This window comes from Lysinibacillus louembei, assembly GCF_033880585.1.
GTDB lineage: Bacteria > Bacillota > Bacilli > Bacillales_A > Planococcaceae > Metasolibacillus > Metasolibacillus louembei.
This window is the reverse complement of the sequence record NZ_CP137624.1, coordinates 1,209,540-1,225,366: the sequence shown is the minus strand read 5'-3', so window position 1 is coordinate 1,225,366 and position 15,827 is coordinate 1,209,540. Positions and strand designations below refer to the sequence as shown.

General features: G+C 41.9%; 13 protein-coding genes, 2 rRNA genes and 1 riboswitch. Of the genes, 3 read left to right on the top strand and 12 right to left on the bottom strand.

The annotated features are described in order from the left end of the window. Positions 1-45: 45 nt before the first annotated feature. A 23S ribosomal RNA gene (locus R6U77_RS06070) occupies positions 46-2,973 on the bottom strand. 465 nt (positions 2,974-3,438) lie between these two features. After that, positions 3,439-4,993: ribosomal RNA gene (locus R6U77_RS06065) — 16S ribosomal RNA — on the bottom strand. The 16S and 23S rRNA genes sit together here, the layout of an rRNA operon. A 257-nt stretch (positions 4,994-5,250) precedes the next feature. Here R6U77_RS06065 and R6U77_RS06060 point away from each other — a divergent pair. Continuing rightward, positions 5,251-5,895 (top strand): hypothetical protein, encoded by a 645-nt coding sequence (locus tag R6U77_RS06060; protein WP_319837793.1) that lies wholly within the window; start codon positions 5,251-5,253, stop codon positions 5,893-5,895. 25 nt (positions 5,896-5,920) lie between these two features. Here R6U77_RS06060 and R6U77_RS06055 read toward each other — a convergent pair whose 3' ends face one another. Beyond that, complete coding sequence (locus R6U77_RS06055) at positions 5,921-6,592, bottom strand: KinB-signaling pathway activation protein (protein ID WP_293929746.1); 672 nt, start codon at positions 6,590-6,592, stop codon at positions 5,921-5,923. A 278-nt stretch (positions 6,593-6,870) separates the two neighbouring features. Between R6U77_RS06055 and gerD the strand changes: the two genes are divergently transcribed. Next, positions 6,871-7,479 carry a spore germination lipoprotein GerD gene (gerD, locus tag R6U77_RS06050; protein WP_293929747.1) on the top strand — a complete coding sequence of 203 codons (609 nt, stop codon included), beginning with the start codon at positions 6,871-6,873 and terminating at the stop codon, positions 7,477-7,479. Between the two features lie 112 nt (positions 7,480-7,591). Here the strand turns inward: gerD and R6U77_RS06045 are convergent, their stop codons facing one another. The 9 genes from R6U77_RS06045 to tenA form a co-directional block, all read right to left on the bottom strand. Next, positions 7,592-8,644, bottom strand: coding sequence for an Mrp/NBP35 family ATP-binding protein (locus tag R6U77_RS06045; protein WP_293929748.1), 1,053 nt, complete (start codon positions 8,642-8,644; stop codon positions 7,592-7,594). 66 nt (positions 8,645-8,710) lie between these two features. Beyond that, a complete protein-coding gene (locus R6U77_RS06040; protein WP_293929749.1) occupies positions 8,711-9,424 on the bottom strand; it encodes an N-acetylmuramoyl-L-alanine amidase in 714 nt (237 codons plus the stop codon). 105 nt (positions 9,425-9,529) lie between these two features. After that, complete coding sequence (locus R6U77_RS06035; RefSeq protein WP_406601080.1) at positions 9,530-10,288, bottom strand: GTP pyrophosphokinase; 759 nt, start codon at positions 10,286-10,288, stop codon at positions 9,530-9,532. 84 nt (positions 10,289-10,372) lie between these two features. Continuing rightward, positions 10,373-10,909, bottom strand: a complete 537-nt coding sequence (locus R6U77_RS06030; protein ID WP_293929751.1) for a DUF4303 domain-containing protein — start codon at positions 10,907-10,909, stop codon at positions 10,373-10,375. Positions 10,910-10,922: 13 nt separating this feature from the next. Continuing rightward, a complete protein-coding gene (locus R6U77_RS06025; protein WP_319837792.1) occupies positions 10,923-11,450 on the bottom strand; it encodes a DUF1572 family protein in 528 nt (175 codons plus the stop codon). Positions 11,451-11,568: 118 nt separating this feature from the next. Next, positions 11,569-12,297, bottom strand: a complete 729-nt coding sequence (locus R6U77_RS06020) for an ABC transporter ATP-binding protein (protein ID WP_319837791.1) — start codon at positions 12,295-12,297, stop codon at positions 11,569-11,571. Beyond that, positions 12,294-13,052, bottom strand: a complete 759-nt coding sequence (locus tag R6U77_RS06015; protein WP_293929758.1) for an ABC transporter permease — start codon at positions 13,050-13,052, stop codon at positions 12,294-12,296. The genes R6U77_RS06020 and R6U77_RS06015 overlap by 4 nt, the downstream gene beginning before the upstream one ends. Then, on the bottom strand, positions 13,052-14,035 hold the full coding sequence (locus tag R6U77_RS06010; RefSeq protein WP_319837790.1) for an ABC transporter substrate-binding protein: 984 nt from the start codon (positions 14,033-14,035) through the stop codon (positions 13,052-13,054). The genes R6U77_RS06015 and R6U77_RS06010 overlap by 1 nt, the downstream gene beginning before the upstream one ends. A gap of 15 nt (positions 14,036-14,050) precedes the next feature. Next, positions 14,051-14,737 (bottom strand): thiaminase II, encoded by a 687-nt coding sequence (tenA, locus tag R6U77_RS06005; RefSeq protein WP_319837789.1) that lies wholly within the window; start codon positions 14,735-14,737, stop codon positions 14,051-14,053. Positions 14,738-14,820: 83 nt separating this feature from the next. Continuing rightward, positions 14,821-14,912: riboswitch (TPP riboswitch) on the bottom strand. 144 nt (positions 14,913-15,056) lie between these two features. Here tenA and R6U77_RS06000 point away from each other — a divergent pair. Next, entirely contained in the window at positions 15,057-15,761 is a 705-nt protein-coding gene (locus R6U77_RS06000; RefSeq protein ID WP_319837788.1) for a dihydropteridine reductase, read from the top strand. Positions 15,762-15,827: the final 66 nt, after the last annotated feature.

Here is a 15,827-nt window from a genome sequence, read left to right as displayed (position 1 = left end):
ATTCTTTCAAAACTGGATAAACGGTCATTGAAACAAGTTTAGAATGTGGTTAAGTCCTCGATCGATTAGTATTCGTCAGCTCCATGTGTCGCCACACTTCCACCTCGAACCTATCTACCTCATCGTCTTTGAGGGATCTTACTTACTTGCGTAATGGGAAATCTCATCTTGAGGGGGGCTTCATGCTTAGATGCTTTCAGCACTTATCCCGTCCATACATAGCTACCCAGCGATGCCGTTGGCACGACAACTGGTACACCAGCGGTATGTCCATCCCGGTCCTCTCGTACTAAGGACAGCTCCTCTCAAATTTCCTACGCCCACGACGGATAGGGACCGAACTGTCTCACGACGTTCTGAACCCAGCTCGCGTACCGCTTTAATGGGCGAACAGCCCAACCCTTGGGACCGACTACAGCCCCAGGATGCGATGAGCCGACATCGAGGTGCCAAACCTCCCCGTCGATGTGGACTCTTGGGGGAGATAAGCCTGTTATCCCCGGGGTAGCTTTTATCCGTTGAGCGATGGCCCTTCCATGCGGAACCACCGGATCACTAAGCCCGTCTTTCGACCCTGCTCGACTTGTAGGTCTCGCAGTCAAGCTCCCTTGTGCCTTTACACTCTACGAATGATTTCCAACCATTCTGAGGGAACCTTTGGGCGCCTCCGTTACCTTTTAGGAGGCGACCGCCCCAGTCAAACTGTCCGCCTGACACTGTCTCCTGCCCCGCTAAGGGGCATGGGTTAGAATTTCAATACAACCAGGGTAGTATCCCACCGACGCCTCCTTCGAAGCTGGCGCTCCGAGATCTCTGGCTCCTACCTATCCTGTACAAGTTGTACCAAAATTCAATATCAAGCTACAGTAAAGCTCCACGGGGTCTTTCCGTCCTGTCGCGGGTAACCTGCATCTTCACAGGTACTATAATTTCACCGAGTCTCTCGTTGAGACAGTGCCCAGATCGTTACGCCTTTCGTGCGGGTCGGAACTTACCCGACAAGGAATTTCGCTACCTTAGGACCGTTATAGTTACGGCCGCCGTTTACTGGGGCTTCAATTCATAGCTTCGCTTGCGCTAACCACTCCTCTTAACCTTCCAGCACCGGGCAGGCGTCAGCCCCTATACGTCACCTTACGGTTTTGCAGAGACCTGTGTTTTTGCTAAACAGTCGCCTGGGCCTATTCACTGCGGCTCTCATGCGCTTGCACGCTCAAGAGCACCCCTTCTCCCGAAGTTACGGGGTCATTTTGCCGAGTTCCTTAACGAGAGTTCTCTCGCACACCTTAGGATTCTCTCCTCGACTACCTGTGTCGGTTTGCGGTACGGGTACCTCCCACCTCGTTAGAGGCTTTTCTTGGCAGTGTGAGATCAGGAACTTCGTCCATACGGACTCGTCATCACAGCTCAACGTATCAGTGTGCGGATTTGCCTACACACACGCCTTACTGCTTGAACAGAGACAACCAACGCTCTGCTTACCCTACCCTCCTGCGTCCCCCCATTACTCAAACGGTGGGGAGGTAGTACAGGAATATCAACCTGTTGTCCATCGCCTACGCCTGTCGGCCTCGGCTTAGGTCCCGACTAACCCTGAGCGGACGAGCCTTCCTCAGGAAACCTTAGTCATACGGTGGACGGGATTCTCACCCGTCTTTCGCTACTCATACCGGCATTCTCACTTCTAAGCGCTCCACCAGTCCTTCCGGTCTGACTTCAACGCACTTAGAACGCTCTCCTACCACTGACATCGTAGATGTCAATCCACAGCTTCGGTGAATCGTTTAGCCCCGATACATTTTCGGCGCAGTGTCACTCGACCAGTGAGCTATTACGCACTCTTTAAATGATGGCTGCTTCTAAGCCAACATCCTGGTTGTCTAAGCAACGCCACATCCTTTTCCACTTAACGATTACTTTGGGACCTTAGCTGGTGGTCTGGGCTGTTTCCCTCTTGACTACGGATCTTATCACTCGCAGTCTGACTCCCGTGCATAAATATCCGGCATTCGGAGTTTGTCTGAATTCGGTAAAGCGAGATGCCCCCCTAGTCCAAACAGTGCTCTACCTCCGGTATTCTCTATCACGAGGCTAGCCCTAAAGCTATTTCGGAGAGAACCAGCTATCTCCAGGTTCGATTGGAATTTCTCCGCTACCCACAGCTCATCCCCGCACTTTTCAACGTGCGTGGGTTCGGGCCTCCAGTAAGTGTTACCTTACCTTCACCCTGGCCATGGGTAGATCACCTGGTTTCGGGTCTACGACAACGTACTCACTCGCCCTATTCAGACTCGCTTTCGCTGCGGCTCCGCTTTCTCAGCTTAACCTTGCACGTTATCGTAACTCGCCGGTTCATTCTACAAAAGGCACGCTATCACCCATTAACGGGCTCTAACTACTTGTAGGCACACGGTTTCAGGATCTCTTTCACTCCCCTTCCGGGGTGCTTTTCACCTTTCCCTCACGGTACTGGTTCACTATCGGTCACTAGGGAGTATTTAGCCTTGGGAGATGGTCCTCCCGGATTCCGACGGAATTTCACGTGTTCCGCCGTACTCAGGATCCACTCTGGAGGGAATGAACTTTCGATTACAGGGCTTTTACCTGCTCTGGCGGACCTTTCCAAGTCGCTTCATCTACTTCATTCCTTTGTAACTCCGTATAGAGTGTCCTACAACCCCAAAGAGCAAGCTCTTTGGTTTGGGCTTTTCCCGTTTCGCTCGCCGCTACTCAGGGAATCGAATTTTCTTTCTCTTCCTGCAGGTACTTAGATGTTTCAGTTCCCTGCGTCTGTCTTCCATACGCTATGAATTCACGTAAGGATACTATGCCATTAAACATAGTGGGTTTCCCCATTCGGAAATCCCCGGATCAAAGCTTACTTACAGCTCCCCGAGGCATATCGGTGTTAGTGCCGTCCTTCATCGACTCCTAGTGCCAAGGCATCCACCGTGCGCCCTTAATAACTTAACCTACAGCTTTCGATCTACATCGCAATACGGCGTCAACTACTTTCGCTCATTCAGTCACGTACAAAGGTACGCTCCTTCATTCTCTCAAGCAGTTTCCTTGTCTTGCTCGTATCTCGAAACCTTCTATTCGGCTTCCAATACACATCGTATGACGGCGTCAGCTTCATTCACTCCGTCAGTCACGTACTGAAGTACGCTCCTTCCATCGTTCAATCGCTTCCTTGTCCTACTCGTGTCTTGAAACCCTCATTGTTGTTAGTTACAACTTATTTCAGTAAAGAAATAAGATTTCAGAACTTACACGATCAATTACTTGATCTATTTTAAACTTGTTGCTTTCAATGTCGTTTTATCCAGTTTTCAAAGAACAATGGTTTGAAGTATTCATCAGTAGATGAACCTTCAAAACTGAACAGCAAGCCGTGAATGGTATCTCCTGTAGGAGATATTCCGAAAATATCCTTAGAAAGGAGGTGATCCAGCCGCACCTTCCGATACGGCTACCTTGTTACGACTTCACCCCAATCATCTATCCCACCTTCGGCGGCTGGCTCCAAAAGGTTACCTCACCGACTTCGGGTGTTACAAACTCTCGTGGTGTGACGGGCGGTGTGTACAAGGCCCGGGAACGTATTCACCGCGGCATGCTGATCCGCGATTACTAGCGATTCCGGCTTCATGTAGGCGAGTTGCAGCCTACAATCCGAACTGAGAACGGTTTTATCGGATTAGCTCCCCCTCGCGGGTTGGCAACCGTTTGTACCGTCCATTGTAGCACGTGTGTAGCCCAGGTCATAAGGGGCATGATGATTTGACGTCATCCCCACCTTCCTCCGGTTTATCACCGGCAGTCACCTTAGAGTGCCCAACTAAATGATGGCAACTAAGATCAAGGGTTGCGCTCGTTGCGGGACTTAACCCAACATCTCACGACACGAGCTGACGACAACCATGCACCACCTGTCACCATTGTCCCCGAAGGGAAAACTATGTCTCCATAGTGGTCAACGGGATGTCAAGACCTGGTAAGGTTCTTCGCGTTGCTTCGAATTAAACCACATGCTCCACCGCTTGTGCGGGCCCCCGTCAATTCCTTTGAGTTTCAGTCTTGCGACCGTACTCCCCAGGCGGAGTGCTTAATGCGTTAGCTGCAGCACTAAGGGGCGGAAACCCCCTAACACTTAGCACTCATCGTTTACGGCGTGGACTACCAGGGTATCTAATCCTGTTTGCTCCCCACGCTTTCGCGCCTCAGCGTCAGTTACAGACCAGAAAGTCGCCTTCGCCACTGGTGTTCCTCCAAATCTCTACGCATTTCACCGCTACACTTGGAATTCCACTTTCCTCTTCTGCACTCAAGTTCCCCAGTTTCCAATGACCCTCCCCGGTTGAGCCGGGGGCTTTCACATCAGACTTAAAGAACCGCCTGCGCGCGCTTTACGCCCAATAATTCCGGACAACGCTTGCCACCTACGTATTACCGCGGCTGCTGGCACGTAGTTAGCCGTGGCTTTCTAATAAGGTACCGTCAAGGTACAGCCAGTTACTACTGTACTTGTTCTTCCCTTACAACAGAGTTTTACGATCCGAAAACCTTCTTCACTCACGCGGCGTTGCTCCATCAGGCTTTCGCCCATTGTGGAAGATTCCCTACTGCTGCCTCCCGTAGGAGTCTGGGCCGTGTCTCAGTCCCAGTGTGGCCGATCACCCTCTCAGGTCGGCTACGCATCGTCGCCTTGGTGAGCCATTACCTCACCAACTAGCTAATGCGCCGCGGGCCCATCCTGTAGCGATAGCAGAACCATCTTTCAACTTTCAAACATGTGTTCAAAAGTATCATTCGGTATTAGCACCGGTTTCCCGGAGTTATCCCCATCTACAAGGTAGGTTGCCCACGTGTTACTCACCCGTCCGCCGCTAGCGTTACTTCGGTGCAAGCACCAAAGTAACACCCGCTCGACTTGCATGTATTAGGCACGCCGCCAGCGTTCGTCCTGAGCCAGGATCAAACTCTCCATAAAAAGAATTTGAGTTAAGCTCAAATTGCTGGCATCTTAATGATGTCCAAAATTGTGTTTCATCTATTAAATGAAACATTTTATTCATTCACGTCTTGCTTGTTCAGTTTTCAAGGTTCATTTTCGTTCATTACTGCGTCACCTCTTGGCGACTTACTTATAATATCATCATTTATTCATTAAAGTCAACGCTTTTTCATAACTTTTTTATAGAAAACTATTTTTTATAAAAAATCACTGTAAATAAAGGGGAGTAAAAAGTGCGACGAATACTGCTATTACTAGCTTTTCTATTTCTAATTTTACTATTTTATCAGAAAGGGATTTCTACGGTTTTGCCGACATTTAATGCGACAAATGAGCCAACAGTTATTTCAAAAGGGCATTATGGACAAACTTTAATGCTTGAAGTAACTTTTTCTCATGAAGGTTTTGAAACTTGGCTTAGCAACTTACAGGCACCATATCCTTTACTAATGGTCGATAGTGCTTGGATTGAACGTTCACCGTCAATGATTGAAATAATCAAAGAAAAACGTATACCGACTGCGCTCCTTGGTCATTATAGTACAGATTATACAAATAACCAATTATTAAAAGACGAAATTGCTACTTATAAAAAGTACTTTGAGAAAGATCCACTCTGGTTTATGACAAGAGATTACGTATTCCCTAAAGAGTTGCAGCAATTAATATTTAATCATCGCATCAATATGCTTACTCCGTCTGTCCTTTGGCATGCTGAATTGGCACTTGAAGAAGGGATGATTTTGTCGGTTCCTGCACATGCTGATTCTACAATTGATTTTGAACAACTTACGTTATTCATGCAACAGCATCGCATCACTTCTATAGAAGAAAACTTATTTGGTTATCAAATCAAGACAAAACGATTTCCCCAATAAAAAAAACGATGGCTTCCCATCGTTTTTAATTTTGCGCTGCTTGCTTACGTGCTTTGCGGCGCTTTTCTAATTTTTTGCGATCTTCTTCAGACTTAGCGTTATATTTAGGCAGCATTAATAATTGATATGCATTAACTGCAATTAATGGGAATAATAATAAAGCCACGTATGTGTTGATATTATCTTGACGTCCCATCAATGCAATAATCCACTCTAATGATGTAATAACAATCATGAAAAAGATGGATGAAATCAATACATGTTTTTTGCCTGTCATTTTTACTTTTTGAATAGCTGTTGCAATAGCGCCAAATACTAAAACGACTAGCAAGCCAATGTAAAACAACCAATCCTTTGCCGTTTCTGCTCCTGGTGCAAAGCGGAAAATAACTAAGTCAACTAACACAACTATGATTAATAATACTTGTACCCAATTCCATAATGTTAATGTACGGAAAATATTAACACCAACTTGATGTAATGTTAAATAACCAAAATACCCTGCTTGAGCAATCACGCTCATCGTAAAGCCTAGTAAAATCATCCAAGCAAAGGCTGCGATAAACTCACCGAATTCTCCATTTACTAAGTATGGCTTGAAGAAGTCCCAACGTATAACAAGACTTGCAACAGCTGTTACGGCTCCACCTATTAACAGCGACATAAAGAAAAATTTAATCCAATTTCGTATTGTCACGACATAATGTCCCCCAATTTATTTTGATTCATAAAAAATGTACATCTCTAATGAGATGAACGCTTCACTTATATTTTGAATTCAGTTATGTTAACCGATACTCTCCATTCCCATTTTAGCAATGACAACATAAAAAAGCTAATGGACAAATAAATACGATACATATTATTCGTAAAAATGTGAACAATAAATGAAAGAGCTTTGCAATTCATTATGTATTATTTAGCCTTGCTATACCGCTTTTTTCACACCTACAATGATGAAAGGACTGATAAATTATGTATCGAATTGGATTTATTATTTTCTCCTCTTTACTATTACTTGTTGGATGCACAGAATCAAAAACAGCAACGATGTCCTATGATGAAGTGAAAAAAATTATGGTTGACTCCATTCAAACGGAGGATGGAAAAAAAGCAATTCGGCAAGTGTTAGAGGACCCAAAATTCCGAGAGCTTCTTATACTTGATAGCGATGAAATAAAGCAAGCGACAGAGCAAACTTTATTATCGAAGGAAGCCGAGGATTTTTGGAAAAAGACATTTCAAGATCCAAAATTTAAAGAGGCTTTAGCAAAGAGTATGCAGGAGCAGCAAGAGGCAATTTTAAAAGGGCTAATGAAAGATGCTTCCTATCAAGAGGATTTACAATCTTTCTTTGGCCAGGCTGATATGCAAAAGCAGCTTGAGTCTATTTTAAAAAGCGCACCACTACGCAAACAGATGGAGCAAATTGTGATGGAAACAATCGATAATCCTTTACTACAAGCAAAATGGCAGCAATTGATTATGCAAAGTGGGGAAGGTACAAGCTCAAGTGACTCTGGATCTGGATCTGACAAACAGCAAGAAGATAGTAAGCAGCAAGATAGTCAAGGACAGCAATAAATGTATTTTTTCTAGCATATCCATTGTGTCCATATTCTTTTCGGAATCATGATAAAAAACATTGTCTACAAATGGGGTGTTACACCGCTTTGTAGACAATGTTTAGTTATTATTACTTTTGTAATTTCTCGACAATTTGACGAGCAATTGCTAAATAAATTTGCCCTGTCGCATGGTCTTCTGCATAGATGGATGGAGCGAAATCATCCCCTGTCCAGTCAGGCTGTCCTAATGGAATCTGACCTAGTAACTGTGTACGTAGCTCATCCGCTAATTTCGGACCCCCGCCACGACCGAAGACATACTCCTTCTCACCTGATTTCGATTCATACCATGCCATATTTTCAATAACACCTAAAATATCGTGGTTTGTTTGAAGTGCCATCGCACCCGCTCTTGCTGCTACAAATGCTGCTGTTGGATGTGGTGTTGTGACAACGATCTCTTTTGAAGATGGAAGCATTTGATGAATGTCTAAAGCTACATCCCCTGTACCTGGTGGTAAATCTAATAATAAATAATCAATATCTCCCCATTCTACATCACGGAAAAATTGATCTAATACTTTACCAAGCATTGGCCCACGCCACACAATTGGTGCATTATTTTCAACAAAGAAGCCCATTGAAATCACCTTTACACCTAAGCGCTCTACAGGGTAAATGCGGTTGTCCTTCACAACAGGCATTTCGCTTATGCCCATCATATCGGGTACACTAAAGCCATAAATATCAGCATCAATTAAGCCAACCTTTTTGCCAAGACGTGATAATGCAACAGCCATGTTAACGGATACTGTTGATTTACCTACGCCCCCTTTACCAGAGGCAATTGAAATAAATTGCACAGATGATAAAGGTGATAAAATATCTTGTGCTTCTGACTCTGTTGCTTGCCCACGAAATGCTTCTAAAGCTTCTGCAGATAACTCCTCAAAGCGAATGCCTACAGATTGCGCACCATTTTCCTTCAATACTTCAACAATTTTCATTTGAAGTGTCATTTGTTCAGGTGTATTTGTTTTCGCAATGGCGATTTTTACACTTACGTGCCCTTTTTCTTCTTTAATACTTACGTTTACAATACCGTTCGTTTCCGCTAATGTTTTATGTAAAAAAGGATCTTGTAGTTGTCCCAACAATTCTTTGACTTGTTGTTCGTTCATTTCGTAAAACACTCCTCTATTTTTATATCCATTTAGTAGTATAACATACCTATCGTTGTAGTATAGCTATTGGAGTTCCATGAAGTAATAGTTCTCAATACCGCGCGCAATTGCTAAAGCCATCTTTTCTTGATAGCCTGCATCCGCTAATAACGCTCTTTCCTCATCATTACTTAAGAAGCCCGTTTCTACTAAAACTGCTGGTACCTGTGTCTTTTTTAATAAGTATACTTCCTTAATTGACAATGCTTCACGGTCTGTATTTTGCAAATGCTCACGAATCGAATCTTGAATTGTTTTTGCTAAAAGCTCGCTTCGTGCATCGCCCTCCTTATGATAAAAAACTTGTGCACCGCGCCATTTGCTGTTTGGAATCGCGTTCGCATGAATGGTAATAAATAAATCAGGCTGCTGCTTTTGAACAATTGATTCACGTAAAAAAATATCTTGTTTTTTACGTTCTCGCAATGTCGAAAATTTCTCATTCGGTGCATGCTCTGCCAACACATCCTCGTCTGTAGTACGCGTCATAACGACTTCAGCACCTAATCGCTTCAATTGACGAGCAACTTTTTCTGTAATAGCGAGCGTAATATCTTTTTCAATTACTTCTCCTTTAGAAGCACCGCCATCAATTCCACCATGCCCCGCATCAAGCACGATTTTCACCCCACCTAGTGGCTCAGGTAAAAAAAAGCGTTTATCGGAGGCACTTGTTTCATAAACGACAATCATCATACAGCTAAACATAATAACAATTAGCGCTAACCAACGCTTCATATGCACACCACCTTTGTCTTACTATACGCAAAAGTGGACGTGCATATGCGTTGAAAAGGAGCTGGCTGAAAAGATAATCCCTTGTCAGTTAGCTCCTTACAATTATTATTTAGTTTCAGGCTCTTCTTCTGTATGAGCTCCCTCACCAATCATTTCAATTAGCTGCATCGGAATCGTAAATTGTTCTTTTTCCAAATGAAGCTTCGTTAATTTTGTTGCATCATCAGATTTTAACTCTCTCACCTCTTGATGGAGTGCTTCCATTTTCCGATCTAATTCAGTAGCAGCTAAGGCCGCCTCTTTTAATTCTGCTGTCAGCCTTTCCGGCACTGCATTATCATATTTATAATAAATTTTATGCTCTAAGCTAGCCCAAAAATCCATAGCAATTGTTCGAATTTGAATTTCAACATATACCTTCTCTACTCGATCTGACATAAAGACAGGTACTTTCACAATTAGATGCAGGCTTTGATAGCCATTGTTCTTAGGGCTTTCTATATAATCTTTACATTCCACTAGCTCAATATCCTGTTGATTACACAGCAGCTCTTTAATGCGATAAATATCCGATCTAAAGGAGCATGTAATACGAATACCAGCGATATCTCGCATATTCTCTTTAATTGCCGTCAAGGATGGCTTCATATTTTTCCTCATTATTTTGCCTAAAATACTTTCAGGTGATTTTAAGCGTGAAGAGGTATGCTCAATTGGATTGTAGTCATGAATCATTTGAAACTCTTCTTTTAAAATGCTAATTTTTGTGTTCATTTCATCCAATGCAAATTTATAAATAAGCATAAATCTTTTCAGTTCATCTGCCATCGCTTTTAGTTTGTTGATTTGGATATTTGTATTCATCGTTTCACCTTCTGCTTCATAATTTCACTTACTATTTATTTTACTGGACATATCGTGAAATAAGCGAATGAAAACTATAGACAATTATTCAGCAGCTTCTATTAGCCAAGCTTGCAATGCTGAAGAATCTGCTTTGTTCAAACGTTTAGCAATTTGCGTATTCATTTCGTCTGGTGGCATGACCTCTACTACAATACAAACAGATTCCCTTGCTTGATTTAGTGTAAATAATCCTTCTTGATCAAGCATTTCCATCGCTAATACCATGGCCTCAATACGCAAGTGCCACTCCTCTTCATCAAATGGACGTGCTTGGAAAAGTGCCTTCAGATGCTGAAAATGCTCCTCACCTACACAATAATATGGTGAATCGGCATAAGACCATTTAATTAATGCTTTCCTTTCAGCTGTGCTCCTATTAGATTGCCCTTGCTGAAATGACCAAGTTGTTGGGTTTTCAGCTTCACGCTCTAATGCTTCCCACGACCAAGCCGATATATAAGGTTCATGACCTTCCCCTGTTGTGAACAGTGTACAATAATAGTAGGATTCGCCATTGGCAAAAAGACTTTGAAAGGCTTTTCTTGCTGCATTGGCAATCTCTAATGTGAGCTCATTCATCGCACTCGCTCCTCTATTTATTAAACATCGTTTCGTTATATGTGCTTGATTGTCCTTTTGGAATGCTTAAACTTTCCCATTCGTCTTGTTTAATTTGCTTGCCAATAAAAAGAATTTGTCCTACATGCATTGCGTAATGAGCCACCTGCCGTTCAATTGCTTCCATTACCGTATGTGCTTCTCCGCGAATATATACTGTTGATAGCAATTGTTCAGCGGAAAGCTGTTCGAGGGTATGAAATAATGTGTCCCACCCGTTTTCCCATATAGCCAATAATTCTTCCTTCGTAGCTATCGAATCTATAAATTCTGCATCCCGATTTCGGTTAGGCTTTTCTCCATCACTTGTCAAAAAATCAGTCCACCTTGAAATCATATTTCCACTCATGTGGCGAATTAATATTGCGACACTATTGGAGGACTCATGGATTGTCCAATGAAGCTCCTCCACGGATAATCTAGCCATCGCCTTATCTCCTAAACCCTTCAAAGCTTTAAAACGTTCATACACAACCGTTAAATAGACTTTTCCTAATTCCATCATCACTACCCCTTTGACTGGATTTATATTCAGAATAAACTAATAATTGTGTAAGAGAAAGAAATACTTTTACTAAATATACTAAAAAAAGCTACCGAGTTCCCTCGATAGCCATTCTTTATTCTTGAAGTGCTTCAACTATTTTTCGCTTCCAATGTAAAAACTCTTCACTTAAAAATAACTGTTCATCACGTGGACGTTGGAAAGGTATTTTTATAGAAGCCTTTACCGTCGCCGGATTTGTTGATAATATAATCACTTGGTCTGATAAGAAGAGCGCTTCTTCAATATCATGTGTAATGAATAAAATGGATTTGTCATAATCTTCCCATGTTTTCAACAGCCATTGCTGCATTTCTTTTTTAGTAAAAGAATCAAGTGCAGAAAATGGCTCGTCTAAACAGAGGAGTGGCTGTGGGCTGAGCAATGCTCGCACAAATGCTACTCGTTGCTTCATCCCTCCTGACAATTGGCTTGGATAAGCCTCCATCATCTCGCCTAAATTTGCTTTTTGCAATAATTCAATCGTCTTTGCTTCATCAGCCACCCCTGCTAACTCACTGCCAAGCATTGCATTTTGTAAAACTGTCCGCCAAGGAAAAAGCGAGGGGCTTTGCGGCATATAACTCATATGCCCGCTTTCATTCGTAATTTCTCGGTTATTTAACAATATTTTTCCGCTCTCAGGCTTTAAAATACCACCAATTAAATGAAATAACGTGCTTTTCCCGCTACCAGAAGGTCCTAATATCGAAACAAATTGTCCATCCTCTACTGTAAAGGAAATATCGGAAAGTACCTTTTTCTCACCAAATGAATGGTGCAGCTGTTGGATGTGTAAAGTCATTGTGCTCCCTCATTTCGTTTCCAGCGTGTAAACCATTTTTCAAGCGCTAAAAATAGACCGAAAAAGGCTAAGCTTAAAATAATGGTAATGACAATCGCAACGAAAACACGAGACGTTCTGTACGACGATGCGGATAATGTCATAAAAACACCGATTCCCTTTTGTGCCCCTAACCATTCTGCGACAACTGCCGTCATTACACTATAAGTTGCAGCAATTTTGATACCTGAAAAAATACTCGGTATCGCATCAGGCAATTGCAATTTAAAAAATGTTTGCTTTTTCGTTGCCCCCATCATTTGCATATAGTGCAGGCACTCACGATTTGTTTGATTAAATCCATCAAGCGTAGCAATCGCAATTGGGAAAAAGGCTGTCATTGCAATAATTAAGTATTTTGGAAAATCCCCTAAACCAAACCAAATCATAAAAAGCGGCGCTAGTACGATTGTTGGGATATTTTGAGAAATAACGAGAAATGGCATGACAATTTCCCGTGCTGTCGGGAAAATATGTAGCAATGTTGCAACGATAATCCCTATCACAATAGCTGATGAGAAACCAACTAAAACAAGCTTAATTGTCGCCAGCATATGTGGTAAAAAGGCTGGGAAAACGATAATCATTTCCTTCGCAATCGTAGAAGGTGATGGCAATAGCCATACTTCAATTTGCCATACTTTTGTTGCCGCTTCCCACAGCGCAATTGCAATTAAAAGTGCAAGAGCTGGCTTCCATATACTTTTAATTTTCATCACTTCATAGCCTTCTCAATAAATTCATTATTAAATGCTTTTTGAATGTCTACACTCTCAATTATTTTGTTTTCTATCATGAAGTTCGCATAGCGTTCCCAGCGGCTTGCCTCTTGTACACCCCAAGCCTCTGCTCCTTCTTTATAGCGTGGAGATAGCCATTCCTGACTGCGTTGCACAAGCTCAGGATTTAAGTCAGGCTCTGCTTCAATTAAAATATCTGCAGCCTCTTCTGGATTGTTAATCGCAAATTCATAGCCTTTATACACTGCATTAATGAATGCTTGCACTGTTTCAGGATCGTTTTCAATCATATCATCGCTTGTAATGATAAGCGGTGAATATGTGTCTAGCTCTGGCGCAAAATCAGCTGGCTGAATAAAATTCATATCCGCTCCACGAAGCTCCCCTTCGATACCTGTCCATGCATAAAAAATACTGACAAAATCAATATCTCGCTCCATCGCAATAAAATAATCTGTATTGCCGACTTGCACCATATTTATTTTTGAAGCATCTCCACCTTCTTTATTCATCACAGCTTGGAGAGAAGCCTTTTCTAGCTCAGAGCCATATGCACCATAAACACGCCCTTCAAAATCTTTTGGTGTTTCAATCCCCTTCGATTTTGGCGTATAGTAGCCGCTCGTATCTTTCTGTATAATCGCTGCAATTGAAACTATAGGGAGATTTTCTGAGCGTGCTTGTGTCACCTGACTTTGGAAGCTAATTCCGAATTGCCCTTTTCCAGAGCCAATTATTTGTTCTGTGCTTACCTCACCTGGCAGCATGATTTCAACATCTAGCCCCTCTTCCTCAAAGAAGCCTTTTTCCTTCGCTACATAAATTCCTGTATGATTCGTATTTGGTGTCCAATCTAAGAAGAGCTGAACCTTTTCCTTCCCTTCACTTTCCTGTGACTGACATCCGACTAAAAGAAGGAGCAGCGCCAAAAATGAAAAACATCTTATCATTGCTTTCATCAATATATCCTCCTGTTATAGCTTCACTTTCTCATCACGTTGTGATAACCATTTTTCAAATGTATAAGACATTTCCCAAAATGCTAGCTCATATTCCTTCGCGATAATAAATTGCTCTTTCACTTTCTCTTTTTCCTTTTCGCTCATATCCTCAACAAGTGAGTTTAATAAATCAATTTGTCCTTGCGTTGCCTCTTGGAACCAATCACTTGCATATGTCGCAAGCCAGTTGCGATAAATTTCAGGCTCTGGATTTGCATGCTCATACGTCTTTCCAATATCCGCATATAGCCAGTAGCACGGTAGCATCGCGGAAATCACGTATGCTAAATTGCCGTGCATTGTTGAACGATATAAATGCGATGTATAGCCATAAGCAGTCGGTGCTGGTTTAAAGTTGTCCATATCCTCATCTGTAATATTTAAAATTTTTGCATGCTGTTCATGCACCCCTAGCTCAGCCTGTGCCGTCCTGCTCGCTGTTTCGGCAAGCAATGAAGTAATGGCAAAGTCATCCGCCTGTGCTGCTGCCAATGCATGTACTTTTGCATAATGGTTTAAATAATAAATATCTTGCAAAATGTAATTTTTAAAGATGTCAAAAGGTAAATCCCCTTTCACAATTCCTTGGACAAATGGGTGATGCAAGCTTTTTTCCCAGCTATCCTTTGTTGCTAAACGTAATTCATCAGTAAATTTCATAAAAAACCCTCCTAATTGTTCTTTTTCTAAAAGGAACGCATAGAAGGGGTGTGTTTTTTAAATGAAATGTTATATACAACAAGTTCATTTCCCATCTACTTCCCTCCGCTCGTCCTAACGAGATCAGGTTCTAAGAGTAATTCTCAGCCATCATTTGGCACCCCTAGTAGAAAAAGAATTATATTTTAATTTCAAATTCATCATACCGTATAGAAATTAATTGTCAAATGTTTTTTTAAAATAATCACTCTAGTTAATTGAGAAACATTATCACTTATAGTATAATGAATTACATACAACGGAGTAGGGAGAAGATAAAATGCAAATCTATTGGACTAAAATAAATAAAATTGTTGAGGAAACACCTGAGGTTAAAACATACATGCTTGACCTTCCAGAAGGCTTTACATGGGAAGAAGGCTCTCACACTCATTTTGCACTAAAGGGCTTTAATGAGGGAGATAAACCGAATCGTAGCTTAATCCGCCATATGTCTATTTCTACTTTACCGCATGAAAATTCAATCGGTATTACAACACGTATCCGAGAGAAGTGCTCTGAGTTTAAAACAATTTTAAGAAATCTTGAAATTGGCAATGAGGTAGCCATCTTTAAAACACATTCAAATGTACCACTGAAAAGAGAAGATAAAAATATTTACTTGTTATCATCAGGTGTCGGTCTAGCAACTTTCAGACCGCTTGTGCTTGATTATTTCAAACGCGCTGACAACGTTAAGCAAATGCATTCTTTAAACATTGATTCATCAAAGGATTTCTTATTCACTACTATTTTTGAATCTGCACCCGATAAAAATTTCACAGCACAATTTGTCGATAATCGTAAAGACTACTATGAAGCTGTGAAAAATCTTGCTTCGGACAAAGATGGACTATTTTATGTTGTTGGTAGCGATGAATTCCTTGTGCAGAACATTGAAGTGCTGCGTGAGCAAGGCATCCAGCCAGAGCAAATTATTCTTGATAAGCATGAGCAACAAAAGCCTGAATTTTTATCTAAATAGGTTATATTAAATTTCTTCTAGAAAAAGCCTTTGGAAAGCAGATTTCTAAAGGCTTTTTAAGGCTAT

What these genes read in the sequence shown, in the direction of transcription:
- gerD (WP_293929747.1), top strand. Translation starts at nt 6,871, where the DNA reads ATGTATCGAATTGGATTTATTATTTTCTCCTCTTTACTATTACTTGTT.
- R6U77_RS06045 (WP_293929748.1), bottom strand. Translation starts at nt 8,644, where the DNA reads ATGAACGAACAACAAGTCAAAGAATTGTTGGGACAACTACAAGATCCT.
- R6U77_RS06040 (WP_293929749.1), bottom strand. Translation starts at nt 9,424, where the DNA reads ATGAAGCGTTGGTTAGCGCTAATTGTTATTATGTTTAGCTGTATGATG.
- R6U77_RS06035 (WP_406601080.1), bottom strand. Translation starts at nt 10,288, where the DNA reads ATGAATACAAATATCCAAATCAACAAACTAAAAGCGATGGCAGATGAA.
- R6U77_RS06030 (WP_293929751.1), bottom strand. Translation starts at nt 10,909, where the DNA reads ATGAATGAGCTCACATTAGAGATTGCCAATGCAGCAAGAAAAGCCTTT.
- R6U77_RS06025 (WP_319837792.1), bottom strand. Translation starts at nt 11,450, where the DNA reads ATGGAATTAGGAAAAGTCTATTTAACGGTTGTGTATGAACGTTTTAAA.
- R6U77_RS06020 (WP_319837791.1), bottom strand. Translation starts at nt 12,297, where the DNA reads ATGACTTTACACATCCAACAGCTGCACCATTCATTTGGTGAGAAAAAG.
- R6U77_RS06015 (WP_293929758.1), bottom strand. Translation starts at nt 13,052, where the DNA reads ATGAAAATTAAAAGTATATGGAAGCCAGCTCTTGCACTTTTAATTGCA.
- R6U77_RS06010 (WP_319837790.1), bottom strand. Translation starts at nt 14,035, where the DNA reads ATGAAAGCAATGATAAGATGTTTTTCATTTTTGGCGCTGCTCCTTCTT.
- tenA (WP_319837789.1), bottom strand. Translation starts at nt 14,737, where the DNA reads ATGAAATTTACTGATGAATTACGTTTAGCAACAAAGGATAGCTGGGAA.
- R6U77_RS06000 (WP_319837788.1), top strand. Translation starts at nt 15,057, where the DNA reads ATGCAAATCTATTGGACTAAAATAAATAAAATTGTTGAGGAAACACCT.